At 57.4% G+C, this 19,024-nt stretch carries 21 protein-coding genes; 5 read left to right on the forward strand and 16 right to left on the reverse strand.

Going from position 1 to position 19,024, the window contains the following annotated elements:
- Positions 1–2 precede the first annotated feature (2 nt).
- Both K5Q35_RS08950 and K5Q35_RS08955 read left to right on the forward strand, forming a co-directional pair.
- Positions 3–641 carry an acyl-homoserine-lactone synthase gene (locus K5Q35_RS08950; protein ID WP_013962934.1) on the forward strand — a complete coding sequence of 213 codons (639 nt, stop codon included), beginning with the start codon at positions 3–5 and terminating at the stop codon, positions 639–641.
- Positions 642–693: 52 nt separating this feature from the next.
- Positions 694–2,229, forward strand: coding sequence for an ATP-dependent RecD-like DNA helicase (locus K5Q35_RS08955; protein WP_220799306.1), 1,536 nt, complete (start codon positions 694–696; stop codon positions 2,227–2,229).
- Positions 2,230–2,351: 122 nt separating this feature from the next.
- On the opposite strand, the gene K5Q35_RS08960 is transcribed toward K5Q35_RS08955, so the two are convergent.
- The 10 genes from K5Q35_RS08960 to K5Q35_RS09005 all read right to left on the reverse strand — a co-directional run bounded on the left by K5Q35_RS08960 (position 2,352) and on the right by K5Q35_RS09005 (position 11,135).
- Positions 2,352–3,125 carry a TIGR02186 family protein gene (locus tag K5Q35_RS08960; RefSeq protein ID WP_220799307.1) on the reverse strand — a complete coding sequence of 258 codons (774 nt, stop codon included), beginning with the start codon at positions 3,123–3,125 and terminating at the stop codon, positions 2,352–2,354.
- Positions 3,126–3,127: 2 nt separating this feature from the next.
- Positions 3,128–4,042: a sulfite exporter TauE/SafE family protein gene (locus K5Q35_RS08965; RefSeq protein WP_044025372.1), complete on the reverse strand. Its 915-nt coding sequence runs from the start codon at positions 4,040–4,042 to the stop codon at positions 3,128–3,130.
- Positions 4,043–4,137: 95 nt separating this feature from the next.
- Positions 4,138–5,106, reverse strand: coding sequence for an ABC transporter permease (locus K5Q35_RS08970; protein WP_013962930.1), 969 nt, complete (start codon positions 5,104–5,106; stop codon positions 4,138–4,140).
- Positions 5,106–6,200, reverse strand: coding sequence for an ABC transporter permease (locus tag K5Q35_RS08975; RefSeq protein ID WP_220799308.1), 1,095 nt, complete (start codon positions 6,198–6,200; stop codon positions 5,106–5,108). Before K5Q35_RS08975 ends, K5Q35_RS08970 begins: the two co-directional genes overlap by 1 nt.
- A gap of 4 nt (positions 6,201–6,204) precedes the next feature.
- The gene (locus K5Q35_RS08980; protein ID WP_220799309.1) at positions 6,205–7,758 is read right to left on the reverse strand and encodes an ABC transporter ATP-binding protein; all 1,554 of its coding nucleotides are present in this window, start codon (positions 7,756–7,758) and stop codon (positions 6,205–6,207) included.
- 2 nt (positions 7,759–7,760) lie between these two features.
- A complete protein-coding gene (locus K5Q35_RS08985) occupies positions 7,761–8,756 on the reverse strand; it encodes a BMP family protein (protein ID WP_013962927.1) in 996 nt (331 codons plus the stop codon).
- A gap of 135 nt (positions 8,757–8,891) precedes the next feature.
- The gene (locus tag K5Q35_RS08990; RefSeq protein WP_013962926.1) at positions 8,892–9,323 is read right to left on the reverse strand and encodes a GNAT family N-acetyltransferase; all 432 of its coding nucleotides are present in this window, start codon (positions 9,321–9,323) and stop codon (positions 8,892–8,894) included.
- The gene (tsaB, locus tag K5Q35_RS08995) at positions 9,320–9,934 is read right to left on the reverse strand and encodes a tRNA (adenosine(37)-N6)-threonylcarbamoyltransferase complex dimerization subunit type 1 TsaB (protein WP_220799310.1); all 615 of its coding nucleotides are present in this window, start codon (positions 9,932–9,934) and stop codon (positions 9,320–9,322) included. Before tsaB ends, K5Q35_RS08990 begins: the two co-directional genes overlap by 4 nt.
- A gap of 47 nt (positions 9,935–9,981) precedes the next feature.
- Complete coding sequence (locus K5Q35_RS09000; RefSeq protein ID WP_013962924.1) at positions 9,982–10,545, reverse strand: NifU family protein; 564 nt, start codon at positions 10,543–10,545, stop codon at positions 9,982–9,984.
- 134 nt (positions 10,546–10,679) lie between these two features.
- Entirely contained in the window at positions 10,680–11,135 is a 456-nt protein-coding gene (locus K5Q35_RS09005) for a universal stress protein (RefSeq protein ID WP_013962923.1), read from the reverse strand.
- 135 nt (positions 11,136–11,270) lie between these two features.
- Here K5Q35_RS09005 and K5Q35_RS09010 point away from each other — a divergent pair, with 135 nt between their 5' ends.
- Complete coding sequence (locus tag K5Q35_RS09010; protein ID WP_013962922.1) at positions 11,271–11,666, forward strand: BLUF domain-containing protein; 396 nt, start codon at positions 11,271–11,273, stop codon at positions 11,664–11,666.
- On the opposite strand, the gene K5Q35_RS09015 is transcribed toward K5Q35_RS09010, so the two are convergent.
- Positions 11,661–12,527 (reverse strand): branched-chain amino acid aminotransferase, encoded by an 867-nt coding sequence (locus tag K5Q35_RS09015; protein ID WP_220799311.1) that lies wholly within the window; start codon positions 12,525–12,527, stop codon positions 11,661–11,663. The two genes, K5Q35_RS09010 and K5Q35_RS09015, sit on opposite strands and share 6 nt — an antisense overlap.
- Positions 12,528–12,598: 71 nt before the next feature.
- Complete coding sequence (locus K5Q35_RS09020) at positions 12,599–12,826, reverse strand: hypothetical protein (RefSeq protein WP_220799312.1); 228 nt, start codon at positions 12,824–12,826, stop codon at positions 12,599–12,601.
- 127 nt (positions 12,827–12,953) lie between these two features.
- On the opposite strand from K5Q35_RS09020, the gene K5Q35_RS09025 reads away from it, so the two are divergent.
- Positions 12,954–13,664 carry a M48 family metallopeptidase gene (locus K5Q35_RS09025; protein WP_220799313.1) on the forward strand — a complete coding sequence of 237 codons (711 nt, stop codon included), beginning with the start codon at positions 12,954–12,956 and terminating at the stop codon, positions 13,662–13,664.
- Here K5Q35_RS09025 and K5Q35_RS09030 read toward each other — a convergent pair whose 3' ends face one another.
- The 3 genes from K5Q35_RS09030 to rimO form a co-directional block, all read right to left on the reverse strand.
- Positions 13,665–14,054, reverse strand: a complete 390-nt coding sequence (locus tag K5Q35_RS09030; RefSeq protein ID WP_220799314.1) for a thiol-disulfide oxidoreductase DCC family protein — start codon at positions 14,052–14,054, stop codon at positions 13,665–13,667.
- An 85-nt stretch (positions 14,055–14,139) separates the two neighbouring features.
- Positions 14,140–14,382 carry a CDGSH iron-sulfur domain-containing protein gene (locus K5Q35_RS09035; RefSeq protein WP_220799315.1) on the reverse strand — a complete coding sequence of 81 codons (243 nt, stop codon included), beginning with the start codon at positions 14,380–14,382 and terminating at the stop codon, positions 14,140–14,142.
- 65 nt (positions 14,383–14,447) lie between these two features.
- On the reverse strand, positions 14,448–15,827 hold the full coding sequence (gene rimO / locus K5Q35_RS09040; protein WP_220799316.1) for a 30S ribosomal protein S12 methylthiotransferase RimO: 1,380 nt from the start codon (positions 15,825–15,827) through the stop codon (positions 14,448–14,450).
- 65 nt (positions 15,828–15,892) lie between these two features.
- On the opposite strand from rimO, the gene K5Q35_RS09045 reads away from it, so the two are divergent.
- Positions 15,893–17,845, forward strand: coding sequence for an AsmA family protein (locus K5Q35_RS09045; protein WP_220799317.1), 1,953 nt, complete (start codon positions 15,893–15,895; stop codon positions 17,843–17,845).
- Here the strand turns inward: K5Q35_RS09045 and kdsA are convergent.
- Positions 17,842–18,675 (reverse strand): 3-deoxy-8-phosphooctulonate synthase, encoded by an 834-nt coding sequence (kdsA, locus tag K5Q35_RS09050; protein ID WP_220799318.1) that lies wholly within the window; start codon positions 18,673–18,675, stop codon positions 17,842–17,844. The genes K5Q35_RS09045 and kdsA overlap by 4 nt on opposite strands.
- Positions 18,676–19,024 lie beyond the last annotated feature (349 nt).

A 19,024-nucleotide genomic window follows, 5' to 3' on the forward strand; every position in this document is an offset into this window, starting at 1 on the left:
AAATGATCCGTTACCTATACGCTGACCAACTGGACCAACACCCGACACTGCGCGATTCCATGTTCCGGGACCGCGCCGATCAGTTCAAGACAAGGTTAGGATGGGACGTCGACATCGACGAAGACGGCTTTGAACGGGATCAATATGATGCGCTGAACCCCCTTTATGTGATCTGGGAAAACGCGGATGGCTCTCATGGTGGTTCGATGCGCTTTCTGCCGACGACAGGGCGCACGATGATCAACGAACATTTCACGGACATTCTGGGGGGCGGCACGATTACCAGCCCGCTGATCTGGGAATGCACGCGCTTTTGCCTCAGCCGGGGTGCACAAAGCAAGGTGGCTGCAGCCTTGATGCTGGCCGGTGGTGAGATCATGCAGAACTTTGACGTCGCGCATTTTGCCGGTGTTTTCGACGCACGGATGGTGCGCATTTATCGGCTGATCGGCTCTTCGCCAGAGGTTCTGGGCAGCACAGGCAATGGGCGTGACAAGATCAGCGTTGGTCTTTGGGAATTCACCCCGGATGCACAGGCCAAGGTCGCGGCCAAGGCCGGGCTGTCGCTTGAATTGTCCCGCCTTTGGTTCAACCGCGCTTTTGGGACCACATCCGAACAACCACTCGCACAGGCAGGCTAAAACAGACCGTTCCTCACTGGTTCCCGGCGTGGCCTGCCTGTAGGGTCACGCCATGGAAGCCTCTGTTGTGAAATACTCTGATGACCAAGCCGTCGCTTTTGACGCGGTCACGGCTTTGCTCAGTGAAGCAGGCATAAACCTCGAAGATCAACTCCTGATGCCACCGCGCAGTTCCAAGGCAGCGGTCATGGCGATCATCGGCAAGGCAGGTTCCGGAAAAACCCTACTTCTTGCAGAGCTTTACAAGGCCATTCAGGATGCAGGTGTTGATGTGGTCTCAGGGGACTATGAGCCGCGCAAAAAACGCGACAGGCGCACGCTGGCCATCCTTGCCCCTACAAACAAGGCCGCCTCTGTACTGCGCCTGCGGGGGGTTCCGGCGACGACGATACACCGTATTTTGTACACGCCTGTCTATGACCCCGAATATGAGCGGATTGCGGAATGGTTGGCAGGCACCGGCGACAAACCCGAAACAGAAGCGTTGAGCGAAGAGGCTCTGAGCCGCGCCGAAGCGTTTTATGCCAAAAATAAATCCATTCCCGGCGCTTTGGCGGCCGCAGGATTGCGGGGGTCCGATTTCATCACGGGATGGAAGCGTCGCGAAGAGCCGCTGGACATCGGGTTTGTGGACGAGTCCTCCATGCTGGATGATAAGCAGTTCGAAGACCTTCGTGAGATTTTCCCCACGCTGTTGCTGTTTGGTGATCCGGCCCAGTTGGCGCCGGTTAATCAGTCTGGCGCCATGGTGTTCGACAAACTCCCGGCCCCCCGCATTCAGACATTGAGCCGTGTGCATCGACAGGAAGCAGACAATCCGATTCTTGATCTGGCCCATGCGCTGTCTGACCCGGATATTGGGTTTGAGGCCTTCGAACGCATGATCGAAGATGCGGCAGGTCGCGACGAACGTGTCGTCTGGGGTCAGCGGGTTGAAGTAGACCTGATGGCGCGCAGCCCGGTGCTGGTTTGGCGCAACGCGACCCGGATCCGCTTGATCAACGCGTTTCGTCAGGTTCATGGCGCGCCCGAAGATGCGCTGCTGGAAGGCGAACCGCTGATCTGCGACGGGTTGGAGCTGCCCTTGAAACACCGCAAGAAACGGCTCGATCTGGAGGCGCGCGGGCTGATCAAAGGGGCGCAGGTGATCTATCTGGGTGAGGGGCGCAAGCCGGGGTTCAGCAGGTTGCATGTGATGGGGGCCGAAGACCCGCAGGTCTCTGCCGCGTCGATCGTAAAGATTGAAAAACCTGACGAAGAAGAACCGTTTATCCCTTTTGCCGCACGCATGGGCGCGACTTTTCTGCATGGGGCGGCTGTGACGATCCACAAGGCACAAGGCAGCCAGTGGGATACCGTGCAGGTTTTTGCGCCCGATTTGTATGCGGCTGCGCGCATGGGGCGAACAGAGGCGGCGCAGCCGTTGTGGAAACGTCTGGCCTATGTGGCCATCACACGCGCGCAGAACAGGTTGGTGTGGGTGGTGCGCAATCGTCTTGCCAAGCCCACGGGTGGGCTACGCGTCGATGACCTGCGCGCCTTGCCAGCCGCCCCCCTCAGTTTGGCAGAACCTGACGAGGTGAATTGAACGTGCCGGTTGGGTAAAGCTAAAGCGTCATGCGAAAAACCTCAATCACATAACGCTGCCTGAAATCAAAGATTTCAACGCGTTACGTGATTCTTGATGTTTCAGGTATTTCGTCAGACGCTCTAGGCGCGAAAAAGCTTGAAGACCGCGGCCGCACCCCAGCCTGCCGCAATGGCGATGGCCAAAGACATCAACCCGTACAAAAGGGGCTGCTGGCGTGACAGTTCGAACAGCCAACGTTCCATACCGACCTTCTGGACGTCGATTGTGGTTGCATAGCTGGATACGATATCACCGCCGCGTGTCAGGAAAATACGGGTCGCGTAATCCCCTTCGGTCAAAGCGGCGGGCAGCCGCACCGATGTGCGAAAAAGCGTCTGTTCCTCGATTACGACACTGCCCTCACGCAATTGATAGATTTCGCTGTTTTCGCGAATGCGGATCAGCGCCTCTGTAAAGACCGCCGAATTATCTATGTTTTGAGGTGCGCCCACGGACCGGATCGCACGCGGCACAGAAACCCTGTAGCGTAAATCTTCGACTTCTTTGAGAACGTCGCGCAGGGGCCCGCTGGATAAGACTGCGTAGAAGCTTGGCGCTTCATCCACGTCGACCGCATCGGTATTGACCCAGATGCCCAGCTTTTTCTCTTTGCGCCGGACGGTGATGGGCAGGGACGGCCCGGCGATTGTGACGATCACCTGCACGGGGGGGCCATCCGGGATCAGCTCTTCGCGCTTGATGGCCCCGAAAATCAGGATTTCAGAGCCGTCAAAATTGGTATTAATGGAAATCTTGTCTTTGCTGAGGCCCAGAACGACTTCTTCTGCAGTGCTGACTGAGGCCGTCATTGCCAATGCAACGAAGGCGATCAGAGACAGGAGGCGTGCCACCATCTCTAATGCCCTGTGCTTGCGCCGATGGAGTAAAGCTCCGAAGGCATGATCAATAGGTCAAGCGCCAGTTTCCCACAGACAACCAGAACCATGATGGCGAGCAGGATACGCAGTTGCTCCGCCTTGAGCTTTACACCAATACGGGTGCCTACCTGCGCCCCGATCACGCCACCCACCAGCAGTAAAACGGCCAGCACGATATCGACAGTAAAGTTGGTCGTCGCATGCAGCAGCGTGGTGAAGGCGGTCACAAAGATAATCTGGAACAGAGACGTGCCGACAACAACCTTGGTTGGCATCCCGAGCAGATAGATCATCGCGGGCACCATGATGAAACCACCGCCCACACCCATAATGGCCGCCAGTATCCCGACACAAACGCCGACAATGAGCGGCGGGATCACCGAGATGTACAAACCCGACACACGAAACCGCATCTTGAATGGTAACCCGTGGATCCAATTGTGTTTTTTACGCGCGGGCGGCTTACCTTTCTTGGTGTTCCGGATCGCATTGAGGCTTTCGATAAACATCAGCCCGCCGATAACGCCAAGGAAAACAACGTAACACAGCTTGACCAGCAGATCGACCTGGCCCTGCGCTTTAAGGTAGTTGAAAATCACCACCCCGACTGCGGCCCCGACAAGGCCACCGACCAACAGCACCGTTCCCATCTTGAGGTCCACGGTTTTACGTTTGAGATGCGCCAGCACACCAGAGAACGACGAGGCCACAATCTGGTTCGCCTCGGTCGCCACGGCGACGGCGGGGGGGATGCCGATGAAGAACAGCAGCGGTGTCATCAGAAAGCCGCCGCCAACGCCAAACATACCGGATAAAACGCCCACAATTCCGCCGAGCCCGAGCAACAGGAAGGCGTTGACCGAAACTTCGGCGATGGGAAGGTAGATTTGCATGACCTCGTTTAGGCGTAGAGCCATGCAAAATCAATGCTTAGCGGACCTGTGTGCGCATCAGGACTGATGTAATTTTGAAAACTGGCCTTATGCGGCTAGCGTTCCTTTACATAGGGTTGGCCGCCTGCGCGTGGGGGGATCGCCTTGCCGACGAAACCTGCCAGAATAATGACCGTCATGATATAGGGCAGCGCCCCGAGAATCTGTCCCTGTACCTTTATGCCGATCACCGCCTGAATGACGTCTGGTCGCGTTTCCAATGCGCCGAAAAGCCCAAAGAGCAGCGTCGCATAAAGCGCATACCACGGTCGCCATTTGGCGAAGATCAACGCGGCCAAAGCAATGAAACCGCGCCCGGCAGACATGTCTTTGACAAAGCCAGCTTGCAGCGCGGTCGAGAGGTACGCCCCCGCAATGCCGCACAGGACACCGCAAATCAGCACGGCGGCGTAGCGCAGGCCGACAACGGAAACGCCTGCGGTATCTACCGCTGCAGGATTTTCGCCCACTGCGCGCAAGCGCAGCCCGAAACGCGTGCGGTAGAGGATCCACCACGTCAACGGCACCGTTGCAAAGGCGAGATAGACCAAAATGGAATGACCCGAAATCAACTCGGCGTAAATCGGGCCAAGGATTGGCACATTGGCCAGTGCATCGGCAAAGGGCAGGGTGATCGGCTCAAACCGCGCGCCGCCCATGAGCGATGGCGTTCGCCCCCCTTGTTGAAACCAGTCCTGCGCAATCAAGACCGTCAGCCCGGCAGCAAGGAAGTTGATCGCGACACCGGAGATCAACTGGTTGCCGCGAAAAGTGATTGAGGCGACGCCGTGCAGCAAACTGAGCGACATTGAGGCGGCAATACCCGCCATCAGCCCGAGCCAGACAGAACCGGTGATCGCCGCGATGGCGGCTGAAAAGAAGGCAGCGGCCAGCATTTTACCCTCAAGCCCGATATCAAAAATGCCAGCGCGTTCCGAAAACAGCCCCGCAAGGCAGGCCAGAAGCAGCGGCGTTGCAAGGCGCACGGTGCTGTCGAGCAATTGAATGAGGGTGAGGAAATCCATCACGCTTTCCCCCGCCGCAGCATCAGGAAAATACGCTCCAACGGCATGCGCACCATGTTATCGAGCGCTCCGGTAAACAGGATGACAAGCGCCTGAATGACGACGATCAATTCGCGCGGTATCGACGTCCAGAGCGCAAGTTCAGCACCACCCTGATAGAGAAACCCAAAGAGGATCGCGGCCAGAAAGACGCCAAACGGGTGGCTGCGCCCCATCAGGGCCACGGCGATGCCGATAAAGCCTGCCCCTTCAACCGCGTTCAGAACCAGCCGCTCGGCCTCGCCCATGACGTTGTTGATGGCCATCATGCCGGCCAGTGCACCGGAAATCAGCATGGCGATCATCGTAATCGCCACCGGGGAAATGCCTGCATAGCGCGCGGCGGGCTCCGATTTGCCGTAGCTGCGGATTTCATATCCAAGCCATGTGCGCCACAGCAGCAGCCAGACCAGCACGCAAGCGACAATCGCAATCAGGAAGGTCACATTGGCGGGGGCGGCCTTGGAAAAGCTGATCCCGACCGTGGCAAAGATGTCATGTAGCGTCGGCAGATGAACCGCCTCGGGAAAGCGCGCGGTGGCGGGGTCCATGCTGCCCGCAGGACGCAGCAGGTTGACCAGCACATAGTTCAGCACGGCTGCTGCGATAAAGTTGAACATGATCGTGGTGATCACGATGTGACTGCCGCGCTTGGCCTGCAAAAACGCAGGAATCGCGGCCCAGGCCGCGCCAAAAAGCCCCGCCGCCACCGTGGCCGCGACAAGCGCAATCGTCCAATGCGGCCAGGGGATCAGCAGGCAAGCCAGCGCGACGCCAAGCCCGCCCAGCATCGCCTGCCCCTCGCCACCGATGTTGAACAGACCGGCATGAAATGCGACTGAAACGGCAAGGCCGGTGAACAGGAAGTTGGTTGCGTAGTAAAGGGTATAACCCCAGCCATAGGTGCTGCCCAAGGCCCCGTTGACCATTAGTTTCACGGCTGCGACCGGGTCTTCGCCAATCGCCAGAATGACCAGCGCTGACAGGATGGCTGCCAGCATCAGGGAAATCAGTGGCACGAGGGTGACTTCAGCCCATTTTGGCACGACGTCCATCGCGTTAGCTCCCCACTCCGGCCATCAGCAGGCCCAGTTCTTTTTCGTCCGTGTCAGCCGACATACGCTCGCCCATGATGTGACCATCGAACATGACTGCAACCCGGTCGGCCAACGCCAAAATCTCTTCGAGCTCGACCGAGACCAGCAGGATCGCTTTGCCCTGATCACGCAGTGCGACAATCTGTTGGTGGATGAATTCGATCGCGCCGATATCCACGCCGCGCGTCGGTTGACCGACCAGCAACAGATCCGGATTGCGTTCAATCTCGCGCGCCAGCACGATTTTCTGCTGGTTCCCGCCTGAAAAGCTCTTGGCGGCGAGGGCCGGGTTGGGCGGTCGCACATCGAAACGCCCCATCTTTTCCTCGGTGTCCGCGCGGATTGCCGTGTTGTTCAGGAACAGACCGGATTGATACCCTTCGGAACGGTGATAGCCAAAGGCGGTGTTTTCCCATGCAGCAAAATCCATGATCAGACCTTCGCGCTGGCGGTCCTCGGGCACATGACCAATCCCGTGGGTGCGCCGCGAACGGCCGTCGGAATCGCGTCCTGTCAGGTCCAGCGTTGTGCCATTCAGTGTGATGTCGCCTGTGCCTTTCGCATATCCGCCCAGCACTTCGAGCAATTCAGATTGCCCGTTGCCCGCGACCCCGGCGATCCCGAGGATCTCGCCCGCGCGGACCTGAATGTTCACCCCTTTGAGCCGCTCGACCTTTTGCTCGTCCACAACGCGCAGGTTTTTGACATCCAGAATGACTTTGCCCGGGATTGCTGGCTTTTTATCTACCCGCAGCAAGACTTTACGACCCACCATCAGTTCTGCGAGGGCTGCGGGTGACGTGTCGGATGTTTTGACAGTTGCAGTCATTTCTCCCCGGCGCATGACGCTGACCGTATCTGTCGCTTCCATGATCTCGCGCAGTTTATGCGTGATCAGGATGATGGTTTTGCCCTCTTCGCGCAGGCGATTGAGAATTCGAAACAGCTGATCCGCCTCGGCGGGGGTCAATACGCCGGTCGGTTCATCAAGGATCAGAATGTCGGCGCGACGGTAGAGCGCCTTGAGAATTTCGACACGTTGCTGCATGCCCACGCCGATCTCTTCGATCAGCGCATCCGGGTCCACGTTCAGCCCGTATTCCTCTGCCAGTTCGACAAGCGTGCGGCGGGCTTTGGCCAAAGAGGGGCGCAGCAGCCGACCATCCTCGGCACCCAGAATGATGTTTTCGAGAACGGTGAAATTCTCAACCAGCTTGAAATGCTGAAAAACCATGCCGATGCCTGCAGCGATGGCCGCCTGACTGTCAGGAATGTCGGTTTTTTTGCCTGCGATGAAAATCTCGCCTTTGTCGGCTTTGTAGAATCCATAGAGGATCGACATCAGCGTCGATTTTCCTGCGCCATTCTCGCCAATAATCCCATGGATCGTGCCGGGCATGACGCGGATGGAAATGTCTTTGTTTGCCTGAACCGGACCAAAGGCTTTTGAAATGCCCTTCAGTTCGATGGCTGGGGCGGCAGTGGTCTGCCGCCCCAAAGTGCTGTCAGAATTCACGCTCAGAAGCTCAGTACCGGGCAGCTGTCGTCGGACATGTAATCATGGACCGTCACTTCACCGGCCGCGATTTGAGCTGAGGCCGCGTCAACGCTCGCCTGCATCTCATCAGAGACCAATGACGCGTTGTTTTCGTCCATCGCATAGCCAACGCCACCGTTGGCCAGCCCCATGACTTGAAAACCTGTCTCCAGGCCCGGACCATCCGTGAAGGCCTCAAACACGGCATTATCCACGCGTTTCATCATGGATGTGAGGACCTTACCCGGATGCAGGTGGTTTTGGTTGCTGTCCACACCAATGGACAGAATGCCTTCGTCAGCGGCGGTTTGCAGAACGCCAACGCCTGTACCGCCTGCGGCTGCATATACGACATCAGCGCCCTGATTGATTTGCGCCTTGGTCAATTCTGATCCCTTCACGGGGTCATTCCACGCGGCAGGCGTCGTGCCCGTCATATTGGCAATGACGGTCGCATCGGGGTTCACAGCCATTACGCCTTGGGCGTAGCCACAGGCAAATTTGCGGATCAAGGGAATGTCCATGCCACCGATAAAGCCCACGGTGCCCGATTGCGATGCCTGAGCGGCCATCATGCCGACCAGATAGGACCCTTCGTGTTCGTTGAACACAACGGAGCGGACGTTTGGCGCATCCACGACCATATCGATGATCACAAAGCTGGTGTCAGGGTAGTCCGAGGCGACCTGTCCCAATGCATCCCCAAAGGCAAAACCGGCCATCACGATCGGGTTTGAGCCCGCTTCGGCAAAGCGGCGCAGGGCCTGTTCACGCTGTGCTTCGGATTGCAGTTCGATTTCGCGGAACGTCTGCCCGGTTTCTTCCGCCCAGCGGGTTGCGCCACCGAAGGCTGCTTCGTTGAAGGATTTGTCGAATTTACCGCCGAGATCGAAAATCAGCGCAGGCTCAGCCAATGCGGCACCCGCCGACAGGGCCATAGCCGCAGTGGCGCCGAGAAATTTGTGCATAAGGGTCATTTAGGGTCTCCCAGTTTTGATTTTGGAGCGATGTTCACGGGTTTCACCATGCCATCGCTCTTCTTGAGCAGATGAATTCTGATCCTGTTCAAATTAGGGCCTAAGGCTTTGGCCGGGTCAACCGGTTTTTACGCGTCAAGCTGGGGATTCCACGCGCTGACCGTGGGTCAATTCGGATTGCATGAGCAGCGCGTCTACATTGGTGGCACCGGGGCGCTTGTAATACCCTTTGCGCCGCCCGGAAATGACGAATCCATGTTTGGCGTAGAGGGCGCGCGCGCCTTCATTGTCTGCGGCGACTTCGAGAAAGGCCATTTCGGCTTGAGCTGACTGTAACCATGTCTTCAAAAGAGCATCTGCAATGCCGCGACGACGGTATCTGGGGTCGACGGCGAGCGTCAGGAGTTCCGTTTCCCCCGCAAGGGTGCGCGCCAATGCGAAGCCGTTCTGACGTTCAAAAAGGCTGACGTGCGGCGATCCGCAAAGGGTTTTGAACTCATCGGGAGCCCACCCGCGTTCCGGCGCGAATGCTGCTTGGTGAAGCTGCGCCAAAGTCACTGGTGTCATGTCAGGATCTTGGGTGGCGCGTCTTTTGCCGGTGCCGCATCGGCGGGCCTGAGGTAGAATGGCGCTGGTCGTTGGGGCGTATCATTGCGGCGCGCGCCCGCAAGATGTGCGATGGCTACTGCGATTGGCAGCGTCGCCTGACGGCCGCCCGCGCCGATCAACGGCCCTTCATGGGGCGGACAGTCTTCAAGGCGGATTATCGCAGCATCACTTGTGCTGCCGTCTTCGGCGGTGCTCTGGAAATAGATGTGGTCCCGCCGGGCATCGACTGCGCAGGCAAAGGGCGCTGTTTGGCCGTACCCCAAGGCGTCAAATACCGTGACACCCACAGCCGGTATGTTGAGGCCCAGCGCCAATCCCCGCGCTGCTGACACCGATATGCGTATGCCCGTAAAATTCCCGGGTCCGATTCCCACGCCGATCACATCAATGTCCGCCAAGGTAATGCCAGCCTCGTCCAGCACTTCCGAGCAAATGACCAGCAGGCGCTCTGCTTGCCCTTTGGCCATCTCTTCGACACGCCACGCAAGCACATCATCGCCGCGCGTGACAGCTACCGCACACCGCGCCGACGCGGTATCAAAGGCGAGGACAATGGGCGCGCTGGTCACTGTCTTGTGCTTTCAGGTGTTTCTGAAACGGTTTGGCGCGTCAGGTGTCAGGTTGCGACCGGACGCACTTCGGTCACTTCGGGGATATAATGGCGCAGCAGGTTTTCGATCCCCATCTTCAACGTCAGAGTGGATGATGGACAACCGGCGCAGGCGCCCTGCATGTGCAGATAGACCACACCGCGCTCAAACCCGTGGAACGTGATATCACCACCGTCTTGCGCCACGGCGGGCCGAACGCGGGTATCCAGCAACTCTTTGATCTGATTGACAATCACACCATCTTCGCCGGTATGCTCAGCGTGGCCGGAGGTGGGCGTATGATCGCCCGCCATGACGGGTTGACCAGATTGAAAATGCTCCATGATCGCGCCCAGAAGGCCGGGTTTGATATGGTCCCAGTCCACGCTGTCCGCTTTTGTCACCGTCACAAAGTCGGTTCCAAAAAATACGCCCGTGACGCCCTCAATGGCAAAGATGCGTTCCGCCAAAGGGGATTTGTCCGCGGTCTCCGCGCTCGGGAAATCTGCGGTTCCCATTTCAAGGACGGTCTGACCCGGCAAAAACTTCAGCGTGGCTGGGTTCGGCGTGGATTCGGTCTGGATAAACATCGGCATTCTCCTGAGGTTGCTTTAGATATGCGGATCACGCCTGCGCAAGTCAAGGTTTAGAACCGTTCTAAATCACTCCAGCATGGGTTTTTTCCGCACAACACTCCCGATTGCGGAAAGTGCGCGCCACCTGATCAGGTAATTGCTTCGAGTTTTTCTTTACTCAGATCGCCCGGCACGATGGTGATCGGAATGGGCAATCCACCGGCGTTTTTGGTCAACTGTGTTACCAAAGGGCCGGGGCCTTTTTTGTCTGTGCCCGCCCCAAGAACAAGAACGCCGATTTCAGTGTCCTCCGCAATCTGTGCCACGATTTCATCGACGGCCTGTCCCTCGCGGATAACCAGTTCAGGATCGATACCCTGACGGTCTCTCATCCACTTTGCGAACACCTCGAAATGCACCTGAATCCGCTCGCGCGCTTCTTCGCGCATTACTTCGCCGACACCAATCCAATGGTTGAAATCATCGGGTGGGATTACTGCTAGAATTTCAACCCCACCGCCTGTCCGTGCGGCGCGCATGGCAGCAAAACGCATCGCATTGAGACATTCACGACTGTCATCCAGCACCACCAAAAACTTGCGCATGATCGGACGCCCCCTTGTTGGCCAGATCATGACCGCAGATAGAAACTTACGCAATCGCAATTTGGACACGAATGTCTCTGGACAGGTTTGCAAAACAGGATCACATTGGCGATGGTTTGGACAAGGCGGACAACTATGGCGATGCAACAGCTCATCTACGCGTCGCGGCCATTCGGGTATGATTCATCCGTTTTGGCGGGCATCCTGTCTCAAGCACGTGTCAAGAACAAGCAAAACGACATCACCGGGGCGCTGATCTGCCGGGCGGATATTTATCTGCAACTTATTGAGGGGCCTGCAGAAAAAATTGAAACGGTGTTTGATAAAATAAGCAGAGACGATCGCCACCTTGAGGTCGTCGTTCTGGTGCGTGAACAGGTAGAGGATCGTCTGTTCCCCGAATGGGAAATGAAACATGATCCGGCCAATTCATGGCTTTGGTCGCCGGATGAAATACACGATGGCATCTTGCAGACCGTCTCCGCTGATCAGGTCAGGGCTGTTTTCATACGCTCTTCCGAAGCGTCATAAAGGTTCAGACGCTGCCCAGTCCCAATACAATTCACGTAGACGCCGGGTCACCGGGCCCATCTGATAGGATGTGTCTTCAAACGCTTTGACGGCAGTTATCTTTGACATATTGCCAGTCAGAAAAACCTCGTCCGCTTGTTCGAAATCAGCAAAGTTGAGCACCTTTTCATGCACGATAATCCCTTCGCGTTGCATGTTGGACATATGCCGCGCGCGCGTGATACCGGCCAGAAACGTCCCGTTCGGGATCGGCGTGAAAACCTCGCCATCCTTGACCATGAAGACATTGGCGGTCGCTGATTCCGCGACATTGCCCATAGCGTCCGCGACGAGTGCATTGCCAAAGCCCCGGCGACGCACTTCGTTGAGCATGCGCGCATTGTTTGGATAAAGGCACCCTGCTTTCGCGTTGACGACACTGCTCTCCAGCACGGGCCGCCTGAAACTGGTGCGCCCTAGGCTCACGGCGGTATCCGTAGGGGCCATCGGAATTTCCTCAAGCGAGATGGCAAATCCGACCTGTTCGGGATCAGGCACAATCGCCGTCATATCCCCCTCAAGCCCCCAATACATGGGACGTATGTAGACCGCATCCTGCGGGCCATAGGCTTTAAGACCCTCGCGTATGATCTCGACCATGGTTTCTGCCGTGACCGTCGGGTTCAACATCAAGGCGCGGGCTGAGCGGTTCACCCTTTCGCAATGGGCCAGCAGATCCGGGGTGTTCCCGTTGAAATAACGCGCGCCATCAAACACGCTGCTGCCCAGCCAACTGCCATGGTCTGCGGCACGCATGATCATCACATCTTCGCGGTGCCAGCGCCCGTCAAACCAAGTTGAAATATTCGTTCCGGTCGCCATCCGCCGCACCTCTTTCATGGATCACGGCAACGTCGCTGTTTTCCAACGTGGGGTCAACGGCATGTCACGATTCAGGTAGCTTTGTAGACACCTTCGGGAAGATTAAGCGCTGCCGTCAGATCCCGCCATTGTTCTGGCGACAAGCGGACCGACACGATTTGATCGGTGCGCGCATCATATTGGTTGAGGAGGATGACGCTTTCTGTCGCGTGGACAGTGACGTCTTCCTGCAAGGGGGCGGTTCCGTCATCAACAAGCGTCACGACGGTCGCATCAAATTCATGCTCAATGGTAAACATGAGATCAGACTACGTGTTGATGCAGGTTTTGCAAGTCTCACAAGTCTGTGTAAGGGGGCTGGTCGTCAACGTGGACAATGCTACTGTCCCAATACGGTTTGGTGCCGTGAAAAAGGGTTTCAATCCTATGCGCAAATCTGGTGTTTTCGCCGTCATGGCCGTGGTTTTGGCGGGTTGTTCCGTGTCAACCCAGCCCATCCCTTCTGCGCTGTCCACAGAGGTGCTAAGCAACATATCGCCCTTTCCGACACTCGAAATGAAACGTAATTTCAGCAGTGTCGTCGAAACTCTTGAACCTATTGCCGAGCGCGAGTGCCGGGCCCGGACGTCGCGGGTGAACTGTAATTTCAAAATACTTGTCGACGAACGACCAGATCAACCGCCCAATGCCTTTCAGACCATTGATCAATCAGGTCGCCCGATCATCGCATTTACGCTTCAGTTGATTGCCGATGCGCGCAATCAGGATGAACTAGCCTTTATTATGGGCCATGAAGCGGCCCACCATATTGCGGACCATCTTGGACGGCAGCAGCGAAATGCCGTGGCACGTGCGGTGATCGCAGGCGCCCTGACTATCTTGCGGGGTGGGGATGCCACCGCCGTGGAAGTTGCACAGCAACGCGGGGCACAAGTGGGCGCACGCACCTATTCAAAGGATTTTGAGTTGGAGGCCGACGCTTTGGGCACCATCATTGCCTCACGCGCAGGATACGATCCGGTGCGGGGTGCTGAGTTTTTTACGCGCATCCCCGATCCGGGCAACAAGTTCCTCGGCACGCATCCGCCCAATGCACAGCGGATCGCTACTGTCCGTCGGGTCGCTGCCGGTCTCTGATCACGCCGTCCCGCGCCTGAGCCGCCGCATGTACCAGCGATAAATCAGCGGGGCGAGCACATAGTCATAAACAACACAGGCCAGCCAATGCACGCCGGGCAGCCCAACCAGCCGCGCCAGCCAGCGGTATCGTGGCATATCCTGCCACAGAACGATGAACGCAGGGATGCCCGCGAAAACCTCACCGTCTTTCATCACGTGAAGCTTGCGCGCGGCGGTATCCGGATCAATGTCCCACGCGGCCAGCTTGTCGCCGTCATTGAGGTCATCGAAAGCAATCGGTAACGCCTTGTTCTGGCTATACTGCGCATAGTGGTTGATTTCATAGCTGCACACAGGGCAGGACGCATTATAAAGAACGGCCGTTTTGGTGTCGTTATTCTCGGTCATGATCCAGATGTAGTCGCGTTAGTTGGTTTGACCAAAGCGGCGGACAATTCACCGCAGGTTGCTTTGATCGGGGCAGTAAGAGCAATCACAGCTTGCTGTGCGAACCATCACACATTGGAGCGTTGCGCGTAGCTTTGCAGCCGCAAAAGAACACCTTACGATCCTCTTCCGCCTCGTATTTCATCGGCGCAAAGCTCGTGTCTTTGTGCGAGCCGTCACAAAATGGCTGTTTGGACGACTGGCCACAGGTGCACCAGAAATATGATTTACCGGCGGTGACTTCGACCGGGTAAGGGGCCGTCTGGGCTATTTTGGCGGTGTCGGACATGGCGTCGGTTCTCCTTGCTGTGCGCTCAAAAGGTAGCGCCCGCTTGTCAAAGGCAAAGCACCAACTCAGGTCGGCGGTACAATGCGGCCCCAAAGATCGTATTCTCCCGCCTCATCGACCTCAACCGTGACGATATCGCCCGGTTTCAACCCATCATGGCCGTCATCAATGAACAGGTTGCCGTCAATTTCCGGCGCATCCGCCTTGGTACGGCAGGTCGCGGCATCAGCGTCCACCTCATCCACAATCACCTCCAAGCGCTGAGCGACCTTTGCGGCGAGCTTTGCTTCGGAGATGTCCTGCGACTTGGCCATGAAGCGGTTCCAACGGTTCTGCTTGACGTCCTCGGGCACATGATCAGGCAAGGCGTTGGACCTTGCCCCGGCAACGTTTTCGTATTGAAAGCAGCCGACGCGGTCCAGCTTTGCTTCGTCCAGCCAGTCCAGAAGGGTCTGAAACTCTTCCTCCGTTTCGCCGGGATAGCCGACAATAAATGTCGAGCGCAGCGTCAGGTCCGGACAGATCGAACGCCATGCCGCGATTTCATCCAGCGTTTTTGCAGCAGCGGCAGGGCGTGCCATGCGGCGCAACACATCCGGATGGGCGTGCTGAAAGGGGATGTCCAGATAGGGCAGCACCAAACCGTCCGCCATCAGCGGGATCAACTGGCGCACATGCGGGTAGGGATAGACGTAGTGCAGCCGAACCCATGCCCCCAGTGATCCGAGGTCGCGCGCAAGATCCGTGATATGAGCGCGATGCCCGCGGTCCTCGGCGTGTTTGATGTCCACGCCATAGGCCGATGTGTCCTGACTGATGACCAGCAGTTCCTTGACGCCGCTTTCGACCAGCTTTTCCGCTTCCCGCATCACCGCGTGGGCCGGACGGCTGGCCAGACGCCCGCGCATGTCGGGGATGATGCAGAATTTGCACTTGTGATTGCAGCCCTCGGAAATTTTCAGATAGCTGAAATGCCGCGGTGTCAGGCTGACGGCCGACGCAGGCAACAGATCGACAAAGGGATCGGGACTGGGCGGCACGGCGGCGTGCACCGCATCCAGCACCTGTTCGTACTGTTGCGGGCCGGTCACTGCCAGCACCTTTGGGTGCGCCCCGGTGATGTATTCGGGTTCAGCGCCCAGACAGCCCGTCACGATCACACGGCCGTTCTCGTTCAGCGCTTCCCCAATGGCCGAGAGCGATTCCGCCTTGGCGCTGTCCAGAAATCCGCAGGTATTCACGATGACCGCATCCGCGCCATCATAATCCGGTGATATGCCATAGCCTTCTGCGCGCAATCGCGTCAAAATACGTTCACTGTCAACAAGCGCTTTGGGACAGCCGAGGCTGACCATGCCGATTGTCGGCTGGCCGGGACGGTTCGGTTGCGTCAGCCGGGCTTTGGGCGCAAGATCAGGGCGCAGATTTGGTGGGTTGGTGCTCATGATCTGCGCTATACTGTAGTTGCAAGAGGCTTGAAAGGCCTTGCGTTGGCGCGGGAGTGTGCGTGATGAAATGGGTTTTTCGTTTTTTTGGGCTGATTTTTGCCCTTGTCGTTTTGTTGGTCGTGACGGTGATTTTTTTGCCGGCGGATCGTCTGGCGCGCATCGCGACGGAGCAGCTGTCCGTGGCCACAGGCCGGGATGTCGCAATAAACGGTGATGTGGCGCTGACCTTCTGGCCGGTGCTTGGCGTCAGCGCAGATGATCTTGAGGTCAGCAACGCAGGCTGGGCCGATCAAGGGCCAATGCTTCAGGCGGCGAATGCAGCGATTGGTGTTGACGTCATGGCGCTGCTGCGCGGTGACATTAGAATAACCAACGTCGAAGCGCATAGCCCCACAATCCGACTTGAGCAGCGCCTTGACGGACGCGCAAGCTGGGAATTCACCAATGCCGAGGACAGCGCGCAGATCAAAACAACAACAGAGGCCAAAACGGACCAATCTGAGACTGTGGCGGCGGAAAGCCGCTCGATCAGTATTGAACGCCTGAGTGTCACGGACGCGACCTTGATCTATGATGCCGAGGGCAGCGATCTCGTGACTTTGGCCGGTGTTGATCTGGCGCTCGACTGGCCGGACCCGGCGGGCCCCGCCGAAATCTCCGCAACGGTCCGTCCGGCAAACGTACCGGTCAGTATTGATGCAGAAATTGAGGGCTTTGGCGACTTCATCACGGGCGAGACGCGCGGGGTTAAGGTTACGGTGGCAGCGCCTGCGGGGCAAATGTCATTGAATGGGCGTGCCAGCACAGCCGGGGCCGTTGCGGGCGCATTTGCGTTCAAGACGGACAATACCGAGGCGTTTTTAGCTGCACTTGGGTTGCCTGGCGTCGTATTGCCCCCCAAGCTGGGTCAGCAGATCGACGTGGCTGCTGATATCACATTAACCCCGGACCGGCAGTTGGCGCTGCGTGGTCTGGCGCTTGATCTGCATGGCAATCGGCTGAGCGGCGCTGCCGATATCTCATTGAACGGCATCCCGACCGTGAATGTGCAGCTGGCGGCAGGTGATCTGGATTTGACGCCTGCGCAGTCTGCGTCGCGCACTTCAGGATCCTCAGGCGGGCAGGGTGGCGCAGAAACCACGTCCGAAGGGTGGTCAAAATCACCGATTGATGCCTCGGCGCTGGCCTCCTTCAACGGGGACGTCGCTTTGAGCGCGGACAGTATCGACTTGGGGCAGTTCAAACTTGGGGCGACGCAAACCGTTTTACGAAATGATACGTCGCGGATGGTGTTTGAGTTGCGTCAGGTTAAAGCCTACGGCGGACAAATCACTGGTGAACTTGTCGTCAATAATCGAAGTGGTTTGTCTGTGGGTGGCAGGATGAATGTGGCCGGTATTCAGATGCAGCCGCTGTTGAGCGATGCGGTTGAATTCGACCGCCTGACCGGGCAGGGCGATTTGCAAGTTTCCTTTCTGGGGACGGGTCCATCTGTTCACAGCATTATGAATTCGCTGTCGGGTGACGGCAGTCTGAACATCGCGCGCGGCACGATTGAAGGAATCAACCTTGATCAACTGCTGCGCGGTGGCGCGTCCAGTGGCACCACGATTTTTGACGATCTCTCGGCCACATGGAACATCTCAGAAGGGGTTCTGCGCAACCGTGACCTCTTGTTGCAGTTAAAAAACTACAGCGCTTCGGGTGAAGGACAGGTGGGGTTGGGTAAACGCGATCTCAACTATACGGTGACCCCGGTTGCCTTGCGTGCCAATTCCGGGAATGGGCTGGCCATTCCGGTACGGTTCCAAGGGCCGTGGTCAGATGTCTCGATCAAACCGGACCTTGAAGCCGCGCTTGACCTTAACCTCGATAAAGAGCGCAGAGAGCTCGAGGATCGCGCAAAAAGCGAGGTTTCAGAGCGACTTGGTATTAAAGATGAGGACGGAAAATCCACGGAAGATGCGATAAAGGACAAAGTCAAAGACGAGTTGCTGCGCAAGCTGTTCGACTAGATCCTCAGCGGGTTTGCCTTTGCCAGAGCGTCGAATTGCATCAGCGTGTCGATCAGGTCCGGCATCTGGTCGAGGTATATCATATTGGGCCCATCCGAGGGCGACGCGTCCGGGTTTTCATGCGTTTCAATAAATACCGCAGCGACACCGATGGCGACCGCCGCGCGCGCCATCACGGGTGCAAATTCGCGCTGACCGCCCGATGATCCACCCTTTCCACCCGGTTGCTGAACCGAATGTGTGGCATCCATCACGACCGGATAGCCGGTTTGCGCCATCTGTGGCAAGGCGCGCATGTCCGCGACAAGTGTATTGTAACCAAAAGACGTGCCACGCTCGGTCAAAAGAATTTTCTTGTTGCCCGTACTTTCAATCTTGGTCGTGATGTTCGGCATCTCCCATGGCGCCAGGAACTGCCCCTTTTTGACGTTGACCGCCGCGCCGGTTTCACCCGCAGCGAGCAGCATATCCGTCTGACGGCACAGAAATGCGGGGATTTGCAGAATATCAACTGCTTGGGCGGCGGGCGCGCATTGCCCCTCGTTATGCACATCGGTCAGGACCGGCACACCAATCGCCTGTCCCACCGACTGCAAAATCTTGAGGCCCTCATCAATGCCGGGGCCGCGAACGCCTGACAAGGATGTCCGGTTTGCCTTGTCGAATGAGGCTTTGAACACATACTGCGCACCGGCCTTGTCGCAGGCTGCTTTCATCCGGCCCGCGATCATTTGGGCGTGGTCTTGGCTTTCCAATTGGCAGGGGCCTGCGATCACGGTCAGGGGGCGGTCGTTACCGATCACAAGATCGCCGACGGGAACATGTGTCATGTCAAGAAGTTACCTGTTCTCTTAGAATTCAAGCTGTGAGACAGACCATCAAGTAGTTTCCGGTAAAGATCAAGAAGGCGCGTTCCGTGTTTTCAAAGCCACGCCGACCTGCGTGCGTGTCTATACTTTGCGTTGTGTGCCCGTCCAAAAAGATTCTGGTATGTCGTTGAACGCCAGCATCCTCACCCCGGCATGTTCAGCGGTCCTGCCTTGGGGCCACTATGCTTGTCCGATCAGGGGGTGATCGCGGTATGTTACCCCCAAAACGCAAGATTGAACGCCAAATTGAAACTACTGTGCGAGGATTGCGACACGGTGTGTTGGACAGCTCCGGTTGCACCGGGTTGCC

The sequence above is a fragment of the Roseobacter sp. OBYS 0001 genome, assembly GCF_019654895.1.
Taxonomy (GTDB): domain Bacteria; phylum Pseudomonadota; class Alphaproteobacteria; order Rhodobacterales; family Rhodobacteraceae; genus Roseobacter; species Roseobacter litoralis.